The following is a 15,341-nucleotide window of genomic DNA, read 5'->3' as shown; positions in this document are numbered from 1 at the left end:
TGGCCGGTAATCTGCAGCAAGCACCCGATGAAGACCACAGCACCCAAGAAAGCGGCCACCCTGCACGACGTTGCCCGTGAGGCCGGCGTGTCCCTGATCACGGCCTCGCGCGCCCTGAGCAAGCCTGAGCTGGTGTCCGACAAGACCTTGGAGCGCGTGAAGCTGGCCGTGGCCGCCACCGGCTACCTGCCCAACCTGCTGGCGGGGGGCCTGAAATCGCGTAAAAGCCAGATGATCGCGGGCATTCTGCCCGCGGTGTCGGTGGCGCAGTTTCTGCCCACGCTGCAGGCCTTGACCGACACGCTGGCCCAGGCGGGCTACCAGCTCATCGTGGGGCAGAGCGGCTACAACCAGGCCCGTGAAGACGCCCTGATCAACACCATGATCAGCCGCCGCCCCGACGGCCTGTTCATGGCCGGTTTGGTGGGCTCGGCCTCGGCGCGCGAGCGCCTGGTGCAGGCCGGCATTCCAGTGGTCGAATCCTGGGATTACAGCGACCGGCCGGTCGACATGCTGGTGGGTTTCTCGCACCTCAAGGTGGGTGGCGCCATCGCCGGCTACTTTCTGAGCAAGGGCTGGAAGCGGGTGGGCATTGCCAGCGCCGACGACCACCGGGCCCGCCAACGCTGCGAGGGCTTTGTGGCCACCTGGGGGCGTGAGGTGCCCACCGCCTTCGTGCCGGCCCCCAGCGGCCTGGCCCTGGGGCGCCAGGCCCTGAGCCAGTTGCTGGCGCAGGCGCCCGACCTGCAGGCCATCTACTGCAGCTCCGACCAGATGGCGCAAGGCGTGATGATCGAGGCCCAGGCCCGCGGCCTGCGCGTGCCGCAGGACCTGGCCCTGTGCGGCTTTGGCAATGCCGAGTTTTCGGCCCATGTCGAGCCGGCCCTGACCACGGTGAGCGTGGACGGACGTCTGATCGGCGAACTCTCGGCCCGGCTGATCCTGGAGCGCTGTGCCGGCCACACGCCCCAGCAGCCCATCGTGGACATCGGCTTCCAGATCCTGGAGCGCGCCTCGACGGCCCAGAACCCCTGAAGCCAGGGCCCGAGGCTCAAGGCTTGATCGCCACCTTGAGCACGCCGTCGCGCTGGTGCGAGAACAGATCGTAGGCGGCCACGATCTGCTCCAAGGGATAGTGGTGGGTCACCAGCACCCCCAGGTCCAGCCGGCCTGAGGCCAGCACGTTCATCAGGCGGCGCATGCGCTCCTTGCCGCCCGGGCACAGGGCGGTGTTGATGCGGTGGTCGCCCAGCCCGGCGGCAAAGGCCGACAGCGGGATCGTCAGATCGCTGGAGTACACGCCCAGGCTCGACAAGGTGCCCCCGGGTTTGATCACGCGCAGACCCGCTTCAAAGGTGGCCTGGGTGCCCAGGGCCTCGATGGCCGAATCGGCCCCGCGCCCGCCGGTGAGCTTCAGCACCTCGGCCACCACATCGCAGTCATGGATGTTCAGGGTCACATCGGCCCCCAGCTGCTTCGAGATGCCCAGTCGGTGCGCATTGCCGTCCACCGCAATGATGGTGGTCGCGCCCAGCAGGCGCGCGCCGGCCGTGGCGCACAGGCCGATCGGGCCCTGGGCAAACACCACCACGGTGTCGCCGATGCGGATGTTGGCGTTCTCGGCGCCCTTGAAACCGGTGGACATGATGTCGGGGCACATCAGCACCTGCTCATCGGTCAGGCCATCCGGGATCGGAGCCAGATTGGCCTGGGCATCGGGCACCAGCACGTACTCGGCCTGGGTGCCATCGATCAGGTTGCCGAAGCGCCAGCCCGCCGTGGCCTTGAAACCGTGGCAGCCACACAGGCCCTGGGGCACCAGGTAGCTGCCGTCCTGCGAGGCGGCGCCGTCCTGCGCGGCATACGAGTTGAAGTTGGGGCAGATGGCCCCCGCAATCACGCGCTGCCCCTCTTGATAGCCCTGCACGGCGCTGCCCAATTTCTCGATCACACCCACCGGCTCATGGCCCACGGTCAGGCCCCGGGCCACCGGGTACTCGCCCTTGAGGATGTGCACGTCGGTGCCACAGATGGTCGTGGTGGTGATGCGCAGCAGGGCATCGTTGGGCCCGACATCGGGGATGCGCTTGTCGACCAGTTCAATGCGGCCGGGTTCAACAAAGACGGCGGCTTTCATCAAGGTACTCATGGGCTGGCTCCTGAAGGGGTGTGCGCGAGATCTTGCGCACCCTGACTCTAGAACGGCCCCGCTGCGAAACCATGACTCAGCGCAAGCAGACCTGCCAAGACGCGTCACGAACAGCGTCTGCGGCATCCAATCTTTGAGCCTGATCAAGATGGCCCAGTACAAATTGAGCATTAATCTGAACCTCGCAATGTTTCATTTTTTGACATTTAAATGAAACTGGCGATACAATTGACACAGCATCAGCAAATCAACTGATATTTTTGATTCTCACAACAACTCTGGAGCACAAAATGGCAATTCCGGCTCTCAACCACCCCTGCTGGCAAAGGCTGGCGTCCGGCGGGCTCAGCAAACTGCGCACCCAGCACCTGGGCACCCAACTGCTGGCCAAGCGCATCGAACGCAGCACCGACCCCCTGCCCGCGCGGGCTGCCGAGTTGCACGCCTTCTTCACGAAGTGGGAACGCATTCTCCCGACCGAAGTCGCCCAACTGACCACCCTCTGAGGACCGAACCATGAACCAACTGATCTCTGTGCAAGCCGCGGCCGAACTGATCCGCAAAGGCACTCCGCTGAGCCTGGCCGGCCCCGAATCCGCTCTGGACCAATTGCCTGCAGGCAACTGGATCGGCGGCACCATCCCCTATTTCATGGTGCCCACCGGCGGCGTGGTGGTGCAAGAAGGCCAGGTGTTTGCCACCGACCTGTCCCCCGTGGGTGAAGTGAGCTTTGCCAGCTATGGTCCCGAGGCCCTGGGCGACATCAGCCGCAACGGTCCCGAAAACGGCTTTGCCGTGACCATCATCCCGGCCGGCAGCAGCTCGCATCAAAAATTTGCTGCCGGCGCCGCCAACTTCGAAGACGCCTTCATCAAGCCCACCGTGGGCTGGATTGCCGGCGTGCACCTGTCGCAGCTCGGCAGCGCAACGCCCAAGGTCTACGACGGCCGCACCGCCACCAAGTACGAAGACCGCGTCGTGGTCGCCTACGTCAAGCTGCCCGATGACAAGCTGGCTTCGATCGAAATCGTCAACCTGTTCGAGCCCGGCACGGGCGATCTGCTGCAGTTCGAGCAGACCAGCTTCGAAGTGGGCCAGTGCCTGGTCAATGGCCAGCCCACCAACTTCGCGGCCTATGTGCGCGAACACGGCCTCGAAAATGGCCAGCTGCCTCTGGTGGGCGACTTCGCCGGCGCCCACGTGAACGCTTCGCTGCAAAGCGTGGGTGAAGCGGGCGGCAAGGTGGTGCTGTACGCACCGGTCTTCCCCGGGGTGGACTACCGCTTTGCCAAGCCCGTGGGCGACTATGCTGGCGCCTTCCGCGCCAAGCTGGCCGACCAGAGCGCCGACGGCCTGGCCCTGTCGTGCAACTGCATCCTGAACTTCGTGTTCGGCGAACTCGAAGGCAAGGCCATCGGCGGCATGGCCGGCCCGATCACCTTCGGCGAAATCGCCTACCAACTGCTGAACCAGACCATGGTGAGCGTGCGCGTGCATTGAACGCCCGGGTATTCGGCCCGACACTCACAGCCCCCGACCCGATAACGCGCATCGGCCGGGGGCTTTTTTGCGTGCTCGCCACTCCAGGCTTTCACCGATTGCCAGAGGCGGCTGGGGAGGTTCAGATGCCCTCTGATCTGACCAACCGGGCCGCCGCCATGAACCCCTCTCTCAGCCGTCGCCAGACCTTGGGCGACATCCTGCGCCGCACCGCACAACGCCTGCCCCACAAGACCGCCATCGTGTGCGGCAACACGCGCTGGAGCTACGCCGAATTCGACGCCCTGGTCAGCCGACTGGCCGCCGGCCTGGCATTGCAGGGCATCGCCCCGGGCGACAACGTGGCCCTGCTGGCGCGCAACTCGCACGCCTTCGCGGCCATGCGCTTTGCCCTGGCCCGCCTGGGCGCCGTGCTGGTGCCCATCAACTTCATGCTCAAGGCCGACGAAGTGGCCTTCATCCTGCGCCATGCCGGCGCCCGCACCCTGGCCACCGACGCCGAGTTCGCGCCCGTGGCACGCCAGGCGGCCACCTTGCAGACCCAGGTGCGCCAGTTCATCTGGCTGCCCAGCGAGGAGTCCACCGAGCCCGCGCAGGGCATGCTCGACTTCAACACCTTGGCCCGCTGCGATGCGCCGCTGCCAGGCCCGGGCCCCGACAGCACCGACCTGGCCCAGATCGTCTACACCAGTGGCACCGAATCCAGCCCCAAGGGCGCCATGCTGACCCACGACGCCGTGCTGTGGCAGTACGTGAGCTGCGTGATGGATGCGGCCATCGCCCGCGACGACCTGATGCTGCACGCCCTGCCGCTGTACCACTGTGCCCAGCTCGACGTGTTCTTCGGCCCCGCCATCTATGTGGGGGCCACCAACATCATCACCGGCCGCCCGGTGGCCGAGCGCCTGCTGGACCTGATCGAAACCCACCGCATCACCAGTTTCTTCGCCCCGCCCACCGTCTGGATTGCCCTGCTGCGCTCGCCCCAGTTCAGCGAGGCGCGGCTGGCCAGCCTGGCCAAGGGCTATTACGGCGCCTCGATCATGCCGGTCGAGGTGCTCAAGGAACTGGCCCAGCGCCTGCCCCGTGTGCAACTGTGGAACCTGTACGGCCAGACCGAGATCGCGCCGCTGGCCACGATGCTGGGCCCTGAAGACCAGCTGCGCAAACCAGGCTCCTGCGGGCGCGCCGTCACCAACGTCGAAACCCGCGTGGTCGACGACCAGATGCGCGATGTGGCCCCTGGCGAGGTAGGCGAGATCGTGCACCGATCGCCGCACCTGATGCTGGGCTACTTCCATGACGAGGAGCGCACCCGCGCTGCCTTCGAAGGCGGCTGGTTCCACAGCGGTGACCTGGCCACGGTGGACGCCGAGGGCTACATCACGGTGGTCGACCGCAAGAAGGACATGATCAAGACCGGCGGCGAGAACGTGGCCAGCCGCGAGGTCGAAGAGAGCATCTACCGCCTGCCCCAGGTCAGCGAGGTGGCGGTGGTGGGCCTGCCCGATGCCCGCTGGGTCGAGGCCGTGACCGCCGTGGTGGTGGTGAAAGCCGGCCACACCTTGAACGAAGCCGAGGTGCTGGCCCATTGCAGCACCCACCTGGCCGGCTTCAAGTGCCCCAAGCGCGTGGTGTTTGTCGATGCCCTGCCCAAGAACCCCAGCGGCAAACTGCTGAAGCGGCAGTTGCGCCTCGAGTTGAACGAAGCAGGCGCCAGCAGCGCCACGCACAACTGACTATGATGCGCGGCATCCCAGACCGCTGCAGCATGTCGGCATGAGTTCACCAAAACTTTCGCACCAGCTCTCGCACCTGTTTTCGCAAAAGCGCCTGTTTGCTTTCCTGCCCCCCCATTGGCTTGTGCTGGTCACCAGCCTGCTGCTGGCGGCCCCCCCTGCGCTGCAAGCCCGCACGCCGGCCACGCCCCGGGCAGTGAGCCCGCGCGGCCCGCTGGGGGCCGAGGAGCTCAACCACATCAATGTGTTCAAGACCAGCTCACCGTCGGTGGTGAACATCACCGCGCTGGGGCTGGAGCGGGATGTGTTCTCACTGAATGTGCAACAGGTGCCCCAGGGCACGGGCACCGGCTTTGTGTGGGACACCCAGGGCCACATCGTGACCAATTTCCATGTGATCCAGGGCGCTGCCGCCGCCCGGGTCACGCTGGCCGACCAGAGCAGCTATCGGGCCGAACTGGTGGGCGCCTTTGCCGACCGCGATCTGGCGGTGCTGCGCATCAACGCCCCCGCCAGCAAGCTGCGCCCGCTGCCGCTGGGCAGCAGCCGCGAGTTGCAGGTGGGGCAGCAGGTGTACGCCATCGGCAACCCCTTCGGGCTGGACCAGACCCTGACCCTGGGCATCGTGAGCGCGCTCAACCGCGAGATCGAATCCGTCACACGCCGCACCATCAAAGGGGCGATCCAGACCGACGCCGCCATCAACCCGGGCAACTCGGGCGGGCCGCTGCTAGATTCGGCGGGCCGACTGATCGGCGTCAACACCTCGATCTACAGCCCCTCGGGGGCCAGCGCGGGCATCGGCTTTGCGATCCCGGTGGACGAGGTCAACCGCATCGTGCCCAGCCTGATCCGCGACGGCCGCCTGGTGCGCCCGGCCCTGGGCCTGAGCGGCGCCGGGCCGGACCTGAACCGGGCCCTGGGCCTGCCCAAGGGCGTGGCCATCGTTCGCCTGCAGCGCAACGGCCCGGCCGCCAAGGCCGGCCTGCGCGCCTTCACCCGCAGCGAGAACGGCATCGTGGCCGGCGATGTGATCACCGCCGTGGAAGGCGAGCCCGTCGAGACCATGGACGACCTGCTCACCGCACTGGAGCGATTGCAGCCGGGCCAGACCTGCACCCTCACGCTGTGGCGCGCCGGCAGCACCCGGCGCCAGGCCGTGACGCTGGCCGAGTCGGAGGATTGACCGGCAGGCCGAATCCATCAACGGACCAAAGGCGGCCACACCCTACCCGATCCCTGTTGGCAACGACAAAAGCCAACACCCCAACGCCGAGGGGGGGGACAGCCCCCTGCGACACGCAACGATGGATCACCGCGGTCAAGTGAGTGCAGGGACCGATGGCTACAAACTGCAAAAGACTCGAAACGAGGAAAGATCGCTTCTCCGCTGATGCATGTTGAACTGATCATTCACCCTTGATATGACCGCATTTCAAGCGGTTCAGCGAATGACATGACACAGGCTTGGCATGAGCAAACTCCCCATCAATCTCAACGATCTGCTTCGCCAAAGAACGGTCGAAAGCGAGCGGATCGAGTACAAGACAGGCTGGAATCCAGACGCGATCACCCGAACCGTGTGCGCGTTTGCCAACGACTTCGAGAACCTCGGTGGGGGCTACGTGGTGATTGGGCAGGACTGTGACGGCAACGGCCAGCCTGTCTTTCCACCCATTGGGTTGGTCAGCAGTCAACTCGACAAGATTCAAAGGGAATTGCTGGCGGCCTGCCAGTTGATTCAGCCACCCTATTTCCCGGTGCTGAGTGTTGAACAGGTAGAAGGGCGCACACTGATCGTGCTGTGGGCCCCTGGCGGCCAGACCCGCCCCTACAAGGCGCCGGAAGCCGTCACCGCCAACAAAAAGACGTGGCGCTATTACATCCGTCGCTACAGCAGCACAGTCGAAGCCAAAGGTGATACGGAGCGGGAACTCATGAACCTGGCGGCCAAAGTCCCCTTCGATGACCGCTATAACCAAGACGCACGGCTGGACGACTTGCCCAAGCCGGGAATACAGGCGTTTTTGCAAGAAATCGAAAGTGAATTGGCAGCGGATGCCCCATTGCTTTCGATCGAGGCCTTGGCGCGACAGATGAATCTGGCGGGCGGACCGACCGAGTCGCCCTGGCCGAAGAATGTCGGCCTGTTGTTCTTCAATGAACACCCGGACCGGTTCTTTCCGGGTTTGCAGATTGATGTCGTCTGGTTTCCAGAAGGCGCAAGTGGCGACCGCTTTGAAGAAAAGACGTTCAAGGGGCCTCTGGCGCGCATGACGCGCGAGGCACTCAACTACATTCAGCGCAATTTCCTGATCGAGACAGTGGTCAAACACGCTGATCGTGCGGAGGTGACACGGATTTGGAATTTCCCGTACGCAGCCATTGAGGAAGCCCTGGTCAATGCGGTCTATCACCGTTCTTACGAAGAGCGCGAGCCCATTGAAGTGCGCATCAGCCACGATGAACTGGTCATCATCAGCTACCCCGGCCCGGATCGGTCCATCCGCTTGGAGGAGCTGCGGACCGGTCGTGCAGTGAGTCGGCGATACCGCAATCGTCGAATCGGTGAATTCTTGAAGGAGCTGGATCTGACTGAAGGCCGCTCGACAGGTATTCCCAAAATCCTCAAGGTGATGGCCGCAAACGGGTCGTCTGCGCCGGTGTTCGAGACGGACGATGAAAGATTGTCCTTTGTGGTGCGGTTACCAAGTCATCCCGCACTCAGAGCAGACCTCGCTACGACCGAGCAAGTGACCGAGCAAGTGACCGAGCAAGTCCACCGGCTGCTGACAACCATGAGGGGAGACATGTCGCGCCAGGATTTGCTTGATGCATTGGGAATGACGCACCGAGAACACTTTCGCAGTGCCTACCTCAAGCCGGCCCTGGATGCAGGCTGGGTAGAAATGACATTGCCCGACAAGCCAAACAGCAGCAAACAACGATACCGTTTGACCTCAATCGGTCAGCGCTGGTTGAAGGCTCACCCCGGCAACTCCATCCGGTAGCCCACCCCGTACACCGACACGATGCCCGAGCCCTCGGGGCGCAGGCGTTCGATCTTCTTGCGCAGGTTCTTGATGTGGCTGTCGATCACGCGGTCGCTCACGTCGCGCAGATCGCCTTCGTGCACCTCGTCGAGCAGGCGGCTGCGCTCCAGCACCTGGCCGGGGCGGGCCAACAACAGGCGCAGCAGGCGAAACTCCACCGCGGTCAAGCCCAGTGGCTGGCGCTGCCAGCGCACCTGCAGCGCGGGCTCGTCCACCACAAAGCCCTGTTCGGGCGGCCAGGCGGCCTGGGCCAGCCGGCCCTCGGCCCGGCGCAACAGGGCGTTCAGGCGGGCCACCACCTCGCGCGGGCTGAAGGGCTTGCACACGTAGTCGTCGGCGCCGGTCTCCAGGCCCTCCAGGCGGTCGATCTCATCGACACGGGCCGTGACCATCATCACCGGCACATCCGAGAAGGCACGCAGTTCGCGGCACACCAGCAAGCCGTCCTGGTCGGGCAGTGTCAGGTCCAGCAGCACCGCCGAGGGCTGCAACTCGCGCACGCAGGGGCACACCTGGCGGCCCTCCGACAGCCAGACCGCGCGAAAGCCCTGCGCCCCCAGGTAGTTGCTCAGCATGTCGGCGATCTTGAAGTCGTCTTCCACCACCAGCACGGTGCGTGGCGGGGCCGGTGGCTGGGGGGCCAGGGCGGGGGCTGATGGGGCAAGAGGCTGTGACATGGCGGGCTTGAGAACTCAGGCGGGTTGACGGGGCAGTTCGATGTCCATGCGCAGGCCGCCCAGCGGGCTCAGGCTGGCGGCGATGCGGCCCTGGTGGGCCTTGACGATGGCCTGGGCTATGGCCAGGCCCAGACCGCTGCCGGCCGAGCCCGGCCGCTGGCGCAGGCGGGCGCCTTCGGTGCGGAACAGAGGCTCGAACAGGCGGGGCAGCTGTTCAGGCGCCACGCCGGGGGCGCTGTCTTCCACGATGAAGCGCACCCCCAGGGCGCTGGCCTCGCAATGCAGGCGCACCTGGCCGGGCGCATCGGTGTAACTCAGGCTGTTGTCGATCAGGTTGGCCAGCATCTGCTCGATGCGGCCCAGGTCCCAGCGCACGGCGATGGGCTCGCCCAGCACCCGCAGCTCCAACCGCAAGCCTTGGCGCGCGGCCTGGTTCTCGAAGCGGCGCAGGCAGCGCTGCGCCAGCTCGGCCGCATCGCCATCGCGCCACACACAGTGCAGCTCGCCCATGTCCGACAGGGCCAGCGTGTGCAGGTCGTTGACCAGGCGGCCCAGCTTGAGCACCTCTTCGCGCAGGCTGGCCAGCACCTCGGGGGTGGCTTGCCGGGCCCCGTCTTCGATGGATTCCAGCTCGCCTTGCAGCACCGACAGTGGCGTGCGCAATTCGTGCGAGACCTGGGCGATCCAGGTGCGGCGTGCGTTCTCCTGGCTGGCCAGGGTCTGGCCCATCACGTTCATGTCGGCCATCAGGGCGGCGATCTCGGTGGCGCCCCGGGGTTGGAGCTGGGCCGTGAAATCCCCACGCGCCATGCGCCGGGCGGCGGCCTGCACCGCGCGCAGCGGGGCACTCCAGCCCCGCGCAATCAGCACCGCCGCCGCCAGGGCCAACAGCACGGTGACCGCCAGGGCCCAGCCCAGGCGGCCGTACTGCTGGCGCAAAAAGGCCGAGTCGGCCGAACCCTCGGCCGGGCGCAGATTGAGGCTGGCATAGCCGATCACCTGGCCCTGCCACTGGATGGCGTGCGTCAGCACCTCGTCACCGGGCGGCGGGGCGGCACCCGCCAGACGCCGGTGGTTCTTGTCGAAGATCTGCACCCGACCGGCCATGCTGCCCGGGGGATGCGGCAAGGGGCGTGGCGCTGGCCAGACCTCGGTGGCCGCCTGGGCGCTGCCGGGCTGGACCAGCAGATCCACCCAGCCGGCCAGGCCGGCGGGCAAGGCCGACACCGGCCCAGGCCCCCCGCCGGGCTCGGGTCGGGGCGGAGGGGGCGGACGGCCCCAGCCCGGGCCCTGACCCGGGTGCGGTGGCGGCGGGTGCCAACCTGGCCCGGGTGGCTCGGGCCGGTGCCATGAGCCGCCCTGAGGCTGAGGCTGAGGCTGAGGCTGAGGCTGAGGCTGAGGCTGAGGCTGAGGCTGAGGCTGAGGTTGCGGTTGCGGTTGCGGTTGCGGTTGCGGTTGCGGTTGCGGTTGCGGTTGCGGTTGCGGTTGCGGTTGCGGCCAGGAGGGTACCGTGACCGGCGGAGCGCCGGCCGATGGATCGGCTGCAGGCCGGGGCGCTGCGGGCTCGGGTCGCGGCGGGCGGGGCCGGTCGCCTTGCAACAAAAGCTCGTGCTCGTCCACCAACTGGCGCATGGCCTCGGGGGCATGGTCCAGCCATTGCAGGCTGGGGTCTTGCGCGGCGTGGCGTTCCACCACGCCGATGAAGCGGTCCAGCTCCTGCTCCTCACGGGCACGCAGGTAGTCATTGAAGCCATTGCGCAGGCTGATCGCCATCACCGTGCCCAGGCTCAAGGTCGAGGCCAGCACGGCGGCCAGCAGCAGCAAAGCCAGTTGCTGGGCCAGGCCTAGGCGCATGGCAGGGTCCGACAGAAGCGCCAGGGCTGGCGACGGGCGGGGTGTGTCATGGCGCAGTGTAGCCGTCGCTCAGGGTGCCCAGAAAGGCCACCAGGTCGTTGATCTCGCCCTGGGTCAGCACGGGGCCCTGAGCCGGGCGCCGGTTGAAGGGCGGGCGTTGGGTTTCCAGGTTGGCCTGGTAGGCGGCGGGCAGGTCGTTGGGCACCCCGCTGGGGCCATACCAGTGCTGCGGGTTGCTGACACGCGTCGAGTAGAAGGCCACCACATCGTGCAGGTCGCTGAAGAAACCGTTGTGCATGTAGCGCTGGCGCAGCGCCACGTTGCGCAGCGAGGGCATGCGGAACTTGCCGCAGAGGCTGGCGACGTCCAGGCCAGCCGGTGGCGTCGGGGCGGTGCGCTTCGGACCGCACAGACCCAGGTCGTAGAAGGCCGGATTGGCATTGGCGGGGATGGCTGGATTACGCGGCACCCCAGTGGCCATGTAGCTGAAATCGGTGAAAGGTGAATCCAATGGATTGCCGGTGGCGGGGTTGGCGTGGTGGCAGCCGGCACAGTTGCCGCGCTGGCGGTCCAGGAAAAGGTTCAGGCCCCGCTGTTCGGTCGGTGTGAAGCTGGCCTGCTGACGCAGCACCGCGTCGTACTTGGAGGTGAAGGGTTGCAGCAACTGTGACTGCTCGAAAGCCTGCAAGGCCTGCCCGATGGCGCCAAAGGCCTGGGCCGGCGTGCTGAACACCGAGTTGCCGAACTGCGCCATGAAGGCCGGTGCATAGGCGGCCTGGGCCACGACCTGCACCACCGCAGCGGCGCTGGGGTTGTTCATCTCGGAAGGTTCAAGAAACGGCCCCAAGGCCTGCTGGGCCAGGGTGTCGGCCCGCCCGTCCCAGAACAGCCCGCCGCGGGCGATCACGCCTTGGCCATTGCCGGCTGGCACAAAGGCAAAGGCCGGTGTGCGGGCGCTGTAGGCATTGGAAAGCGAGTTGCGCAGCCCGATCGAGCTGGGCTGGCTGCCCACGGCCACGCCCAGGTTGCCCCCATGGTTGTCGGCAAAGCCCTTGCCCGGCGTGTGGCACGAGGCGCAGGAGGTGCCTCGGGGCACCGACAGGTTGGTGTCGTTGAAGATCTGCTGCCCGAGCTGGGCCAAAGGGGTGAGAGGCACGGTGGCCGTGGCCACCACGGCCACCTTGGCGTCCAGGGCCGCCAGGTCCACGGAGGTGCTGGTGGCCGACACCGTGTTGCCCGGGTCAGCGCCACCACAAGCCGTCAACAGGGCTGCCCACCCGAACAGGCCCAGGGACCGAGACAAGACAGATACAGGACGCATGGCTGACTCCTTGAAGGATTTGTATCAGCAATGTATCGATCGAATCTGGATGAATTGTGGAGCGATCCCCGGGGAATCCCGCAGGCAGGCGGGCTGGATCCCGTTGGGGTTCGTCGCACGAACCCAGGTGCTCAAAGCGATAGGCCAGCCGACCCTCAGGGCCGCAGACCGCCCAGCCCCGTCGCCCCCAGCAAGGGCCCGTAGCGCAGGCCGATGTAGGCGTGTTCGCGCATCAGCATCTCCACCCGGGCCGACTCGCCGCGCTGCAGGGCGTCGAACACCAACTGGTGCTGCAGCTGGGCCACACGCAGCTTCTGGTATTCACGGTCGAGCGCCAGCTTGTCGATCTGGATCGAGCCTGCCGAGGCAAAAGGCAGGTGGTTGTTGCGTGTGATGGCGTCGCCGATCACCTGGCTGCCGGCCGCCCCCACGATGGCGTTGTGAAAGCTGTCGTTGAGCGCGCTCCAGGCCGCCACGCTCTCCAGTTGCAGGGCGCCGGGCGCCAGCACGCGCTCGCCCTCGTCCAGGCAGGCCTGCAGTCGCTCGCGCAGGGCCGTGTCCAGCCCGCGCTCGGCCAGGCGGCGGGCGGCCAGGCCTTCGAGCACGCCACGCACCTCCAGGGCACACAGCACATCGGCCTCTGAAAAATCACGCACCACCAGGCCACGCTTGCCGGTTTTTTCGAGCAGGCCCTCTTGCTCCAGCGTGCGGAAAGCCAGCCGGATGGGGGTGCGCGACACGCCCAATGCCTCGGCCACGGCCTCTTCGGCCAGGCGGGCGCCGGGCGGGAAATGCCCGTCCATGATGAGCTGGCGCAAACTGGCCACCACGCTGAGCGAATCGGCGGCCGCCGGCTTTATTGGATCCATTTTCAAGATTTCTTTTGTATTTTCAGCCATTATTTTCTAGAATTGGATCCAATAAATCCAACCCACCTGAGAAAGAGACAAGCGATGTTCCCTCAAGATACCTGGTATGTGGCCTGCACGCCCGACGAGATCAGCGACAAACCCCTGGGCCGCATGATCTGCGGACACCGCATGGTGTTTTACCGCGGCCCCGAACAACGCGCGGTGGCGCTGGAGGATTTTTGCCCGCACCGGGGTGCCCCGCTGTCGCTGGGCAAGGTGTGCGAGGGCAAGCTGGTGTGCGGCTACCACGGCCTGGAGATGGGCTGCGATGGCAAGACGGTGGCCATGCCCGGCCAGCGTGTGCACGCCTTCCCGGGGGTGCGCCCCTTCCCGGTGGTGGAACGCTATGGCTTCATCTGGGTCTGGCCCGGCGATGCCGCCAAGGCCGACCCGGCCCTGATCCCGCACCTGGAGTGGGCCGTCAGCCCCGAATGGGCCTATGGCGGCGGCCTGTACCACATCGGCTGCGACTACCGCCTGATGATCGACAACCTGATGGACCTGACGCACGAGACCTATGTGCACAGCACCAGCATCGGCCAGAAGGAGATCGACGAAACCCCCTGCCGCACCCGGGTGGAGGGCGAAGAGGTGATCACCAGCCGCTTCATGGAAGGCATTCAGCCGCCGCCCTTCTGGCAGATGGCGCTGCGCATGAACGGCCTGCCCGACGACCAGCCGGTGGACCGCTGGCAGATCTGCCACTTCACTCCGCCGAGCCACGTGCTGATCGAGGTGGGGGTGGCCCTGGCCGGCCACGGCGGCTACGACGCCCCCGACGCAGTCAAGGCCTCCAGCATCGTGGTGGACTTCATCACGCCCGAGACCGAGACCTCGATCTGGTACTTCTGGGGCATGGCGCGCCACTTCAAGCCGCAGGACGCCGAACTCACCGCCCAGATCCGCCAAGGCCAGGGCGGCATCTTTGCCGAAGACCAGGAGATGCTGGAGCGCCAGCAGCAGAACCTGCTGCAATGGCCCGACCGCAAGCTGCTGATGCTCAACATCGATGCCGGCGGCGTGCAGGCGCGCAAGATCCTGGACCGCATCATGGCGGCCGAACAGGCCGGTACCAGCAGCACCAGCGGTGCCGGCGCATGAGCGAGCCCCTGCTGACCCTGCGCGTGGCGCGCAAGCAGGCGGCCACCGAGCGCATCTGCACCCTGGAGCTGGAGGCCCTGCCGGGCCAGACCCTGCCGCCCTTCAGCCCCGGGGCCCACCTGGAGCTGCACCTGGCCGAGGGCCTGGTGCGCCAATACTCGCTGGTCAATGCACCGGCCGAAAGCCAGCTGTACCGCCTGGGCGTTCTGCTCGATCCACAGTCGCGCGGCGGATCGCGGGCCGTGCATGAGGCCGTGCAGCCGGGGCAGACCCTGTAGGTGCGCGGCCCGCGCAACCACTTCGAGTTGGCCCCGGCAGCGCGCCACCACCTGCTGCTGGCCGGGGGCATCGGCATCACGCCGCTGCTGAGCATGGCCCAGCACCTGGCCAGCCCGGCACAGCAGGGCAGCGGCGCCAGTTTCAGCCTGCACTACGCCGCCCGCTCACGCGCCCAGGCCGCCTACCTGGAACGCCTGGCCGAGCCCGACCTGGCCGTCCAGGTGCATCACCACTTTGACGACGGCCCCCCCGAGCAACGGCTGGACCTGAGCGCACTGCTGTCGCACCCCGAGCCCGGCACCCATGTGTACGTGTGCGGCCCGCAGGGCTTCATCGAGGCCACCCTGGCCGTGGCGCGCGGCGCGGGCTGGCCCGAGGAGCAGCTGCACTACGAGTACTTCGGTGCCAGCGTGCAGGCCCAGGCGGGCGACACCGGCTTCGAGATCGAACTGGCGCGCAGCGGCAAGACCGTGTGGGTGGCCCCCGACTGCAGCGCCGCCGACGCCCTCACCGAGGCCGGCGTGCCGCTGATGACGGCCTGCCTGCAAGGCGTGTGCGGCACCTGCCTGACGCCCGTGCTGGCCGGCCAGCCCGACCACCGCGACGCCTACCTGAGCGCAGAGGAGAAGGCCGCCAACCAGCAGTTCCTGCCCTGCTGTTCGCGCTCGCTGTCGGCGCGCCTGGTGCTGGACCTGTGAGGCGGCGGCCCTGCCAGCGGCATGGCCTGACGTGGAGCGGCTCAGAGCCGGTCAAAGCT

General features: G+C 66.8%; 12 protein-coding genes and 1 pseudogene. 8 read left to right on the top strand and 5 right to left on the bottom strand.

From position 1 onward, the window contains the following. The first annotated feature begins 27 nt into the window (after nt 1–27). Entirely contained in the window at nt 28–1,035 is a 1,008-nt protein-coding gene (locus L880_RS0101445) for a LacI family DNA-binding transcriptional regulator (RefSeq protein ID WP_027474147.1), read from the top strand. A gap of 16 nt (nt 1,036–1,051) precedes the next feature. Here the strand turns inward: L880_RS0101445 and L880_RS0101440 are convergent, their stop codons facing one another. Next, nucleotides 1,052–2,149 (bottom strand): NAD(P)-dependent alcohol dehydrogenase, encoded by a 1,098-nt coding sequence (locus L880_RS0101440; protein WP_027474146.1) that lies wholly within the window; start codon nt 2,147–2,149, stop codon nt 1,052–1,054. Nucleotides 2,150–2,439: 290 nt separating this feature from the next. Between L880_RS0101440 and L880_RS0101435 the strand changes: the two genes are divergently transcribed. The 5 genes from L880_RS0101435 (at nt 2,440) to L880_RS0101415 (ending at nt 8,399) form a co-directional block, all read left to right on the top strand. Then, nucleotides 2,440–2,655: a hypothetical protein gene (locus tag L880_RS0101435; protein WP_027474145.1), complete on the top strand. Its 216-nt coding sequence runs from the start codon at nt 2,440–2,442 to the stop codon at nt 2,653–2,655. Nucleotides 2,656–2,665: 10 nt separating this feature from the next. After that, nucleotides 2,666–3,649, top strand: a complete 984-nt coding sequence (locus L880_RS0101430) for a DUF6976 family protein (protein ID WP_027474144.1) — start codon at nt 2,666–2,668, stop codon at nt 3,647–3,649. Between the two features lie 125 nt (nt 3,650–3,774). Continuing rightward, nucleotides 3,775–5,388, top strand: a complete 1,614-nt coding sequence (locus L880_RS0101425; RefSeq protein ID WP_245614861.1) for an acyl-CoA synthetase — start codon at nt 3,775–3,777, stop codon at nt 5,386–5,388. A 40-nt stretch (nt 5,389–5,428) separates the two neighbouring features. Then, nucleotides 5,429–6,574: a S1C family serine protease gene (locus L880_RS0101420; RefSeq protein WP_211245262.1), complete on the top strand. Its 1,146-nt coding sequence runs from the start codon at nt 5,429–5,431 to the stop codon at nt 6,572–6,574. Nucleotides 6,575–6,860: 286 nt separating this feature from the next. After that, a complete protein-coding gene (locus L880_RS0101415) occupies nt 6,861–8,399 on the top strand; it encodes a Fic family protein (RefSeq protein ID WP_027474141.1) in 1,539 nt (512 codons plus the stop codon). On the opposite strand, the gene L880_RS0101410 is transcribed toward L880_RS0101415, so the two are convergent. The 4 genes from L880_RS0101410 to L880_RS0101395 all read right to left on the bottom strand — a co-directional run bounded on the left by L880_RS0101410 (nt 8,375) and on the right by L880_RS0101395 (nt 13,162). Continuing rightward, nucleotides 8,375–9,118, bottom strand: a complete 744-nt coding sequence (locus L880_RS0101410) for a response regulator (RefSeq protein WP_157462528.1) — start codon at nt 9,116–9,118, stop codon at nt 8,375–8,377. The two genes, L880_RS0101415 and L880_RS0101410, sit on opposite strands and share 25 nt — an antisense overlap. A gap of 15 nt (nt 9,119–9,133) precedes the next feature. Next, complete coding sequence (locus L880_RS34105) at nt 9,134–10,972, bottom strand: ATP-binding protein (RefSeq protein WP_051442943.1); 1,839 nt, start codon at nt 10,970–10,972, stop codon at nt 9,134–9,136. Between the two features lie 46 nt (nt 10,973–11,018). Beyond that, entirely contained in the window at nt 11,019–12,293 is a 1,275-nt protein-coding gene (locus L880_RS31220; RefSeq protein WP_084460889.1) for a cytochrome-c peroxidase, read from the bottom strand. A gap of 155 nt (nt 12,294–12,448) precedes the next feature. Continuing rightward, nucleotides 12,449–13,162, bottom strand: a complete 714-nt coding sequence (locus L880_RS0101395) for a GntR family transcriptional regulator (protein WP_051442941.1) — start codon at nt 13,160–13,162, stop codon at nt 12,449–12,451. Nucleotides 13,163–13,246: 84 nt separating this feature from the next. Here L880_RS0101395 and L880_RS0101390 point away from each other — a divergent pair, with 84 nt between their 5' ends. Next, nucleotides 13,247–14,305 (top strand): aromatic ring-hydroxylating oxygenase subunit alpha, encoded by a 1,059-nt coding sequence (locus L880_RS0101390; protein WP_027474138.1) that lies wholly within the window; start codon nt 13,247–13,249, stop codon nt 14,303–14,305. Next, a pseudogene (locus L880_RS31215) lies at nt 14,302–15,282 on the top strand (PDR/VanB family oxidoreductase). The gene L880_RS0101390 and the pseudogene L880_RS31215 overlap by 4 nt, the downstream one beginning before the upstream one ends. The last annotated feature ends 59 nt before the right edge of the window (nt 15,283–15,341 follow it).

This window comes from Curvibacter gracilis ATCC BAA-807, assembly GCF_000518645.1.
Lineage (GTDB): Bacteria > Pseudomonadota > Gammaproteobacteria > Burkholderiales > Burkholderiaceae_C > Curvibacter > Curvibacter gracilis.
Note: the sequence above shows the minus strand (reverse complement) of the source record. Positions and strands in the feature narration are given on the sequence as shown.

Coding starts and splice junctions, on each gene's coding strand:
- L880_RS0101445 (WP_027474147.1), top strand. CDS start 28: ATGAAGACCACAGCACCCAAGAAAGCGGCCACCCTGCACGACGTTGCC.
- L880_RS0101425 (WP_245614861.1), top strand. CDS start 3,775: ATGCCCTCTGATCTGACCAACCGGGCCGCCGCCATGAACCCCTCTCTC.
- L880_RS0101415 (WP_027474141.1), top strand. CDS start 6,861: ATGAGCAAACTCCCCATCAATCTCAACGATCTGCTTCGCCAAAGAACG.
- L880_RS0101430 (WP_027474144.1), top strand. CDS start 2,666: ATGAACCAACTGATCTCTGTGCAAGCCGCGGCCGAACTGATCCGCAAA.
- L880_RS34105 (WP_051442943.1), bottom strand. CDS start 10,972: ATGCGCCTAGGCCTGGCCCAGCAACTGGCTTTGCTGCTGCTGGCCGCC.
- L880_RS0101410 (WP_157462528.1), bottom strand. CDS start 9,118: ATGTCACAGCCTCTTGCCCCATCAGCCCCCGCCCTGGCCCCCCAGCCA.
- L880_RS0101440 (WP_027474146.1), bottom strand. CDS start 2,149: ATGAGTACCTTGATGAAAGCCGCCGTCTTTGTTGAACCCGGCCGCATT.
- L880_RS31220 (WP_084460889.1), bottom strand. CDS start 12,293: ATGCGTCCTGTATCTGTCTTGTCTCGGTCCCTGGGCCTGTTCGGGTGG.
- L880_RS0101395 (WP_051442941.1), bottom strand. CDS start 13,162: ATGGATCCAATAAAGCCGGCGGCCGCCGATTCGCTCAGCGTGGTGGCC.
- L880_RS0101420 (WP_211245262.1), top strand. CDS start 5,429: ATGAGTTCACCAAAACTTTCGCACCAGCTCTCGCACCTGTTTTCGCAA.
- L880_RS0101435 (WP_027474145.1), top strand. CDS start 2,440: ATGGCAATTCCGGCTCTCAACCACCCCTGCTGGCAAAGGCTGGCGTCC.
- L880_RS0101390 (WP_027474138.1), top strand. CDS start 13,247: ATGTTCCCTCAAGATACCTGGTATGTGGCCTGCACGCCCGACGAGATC.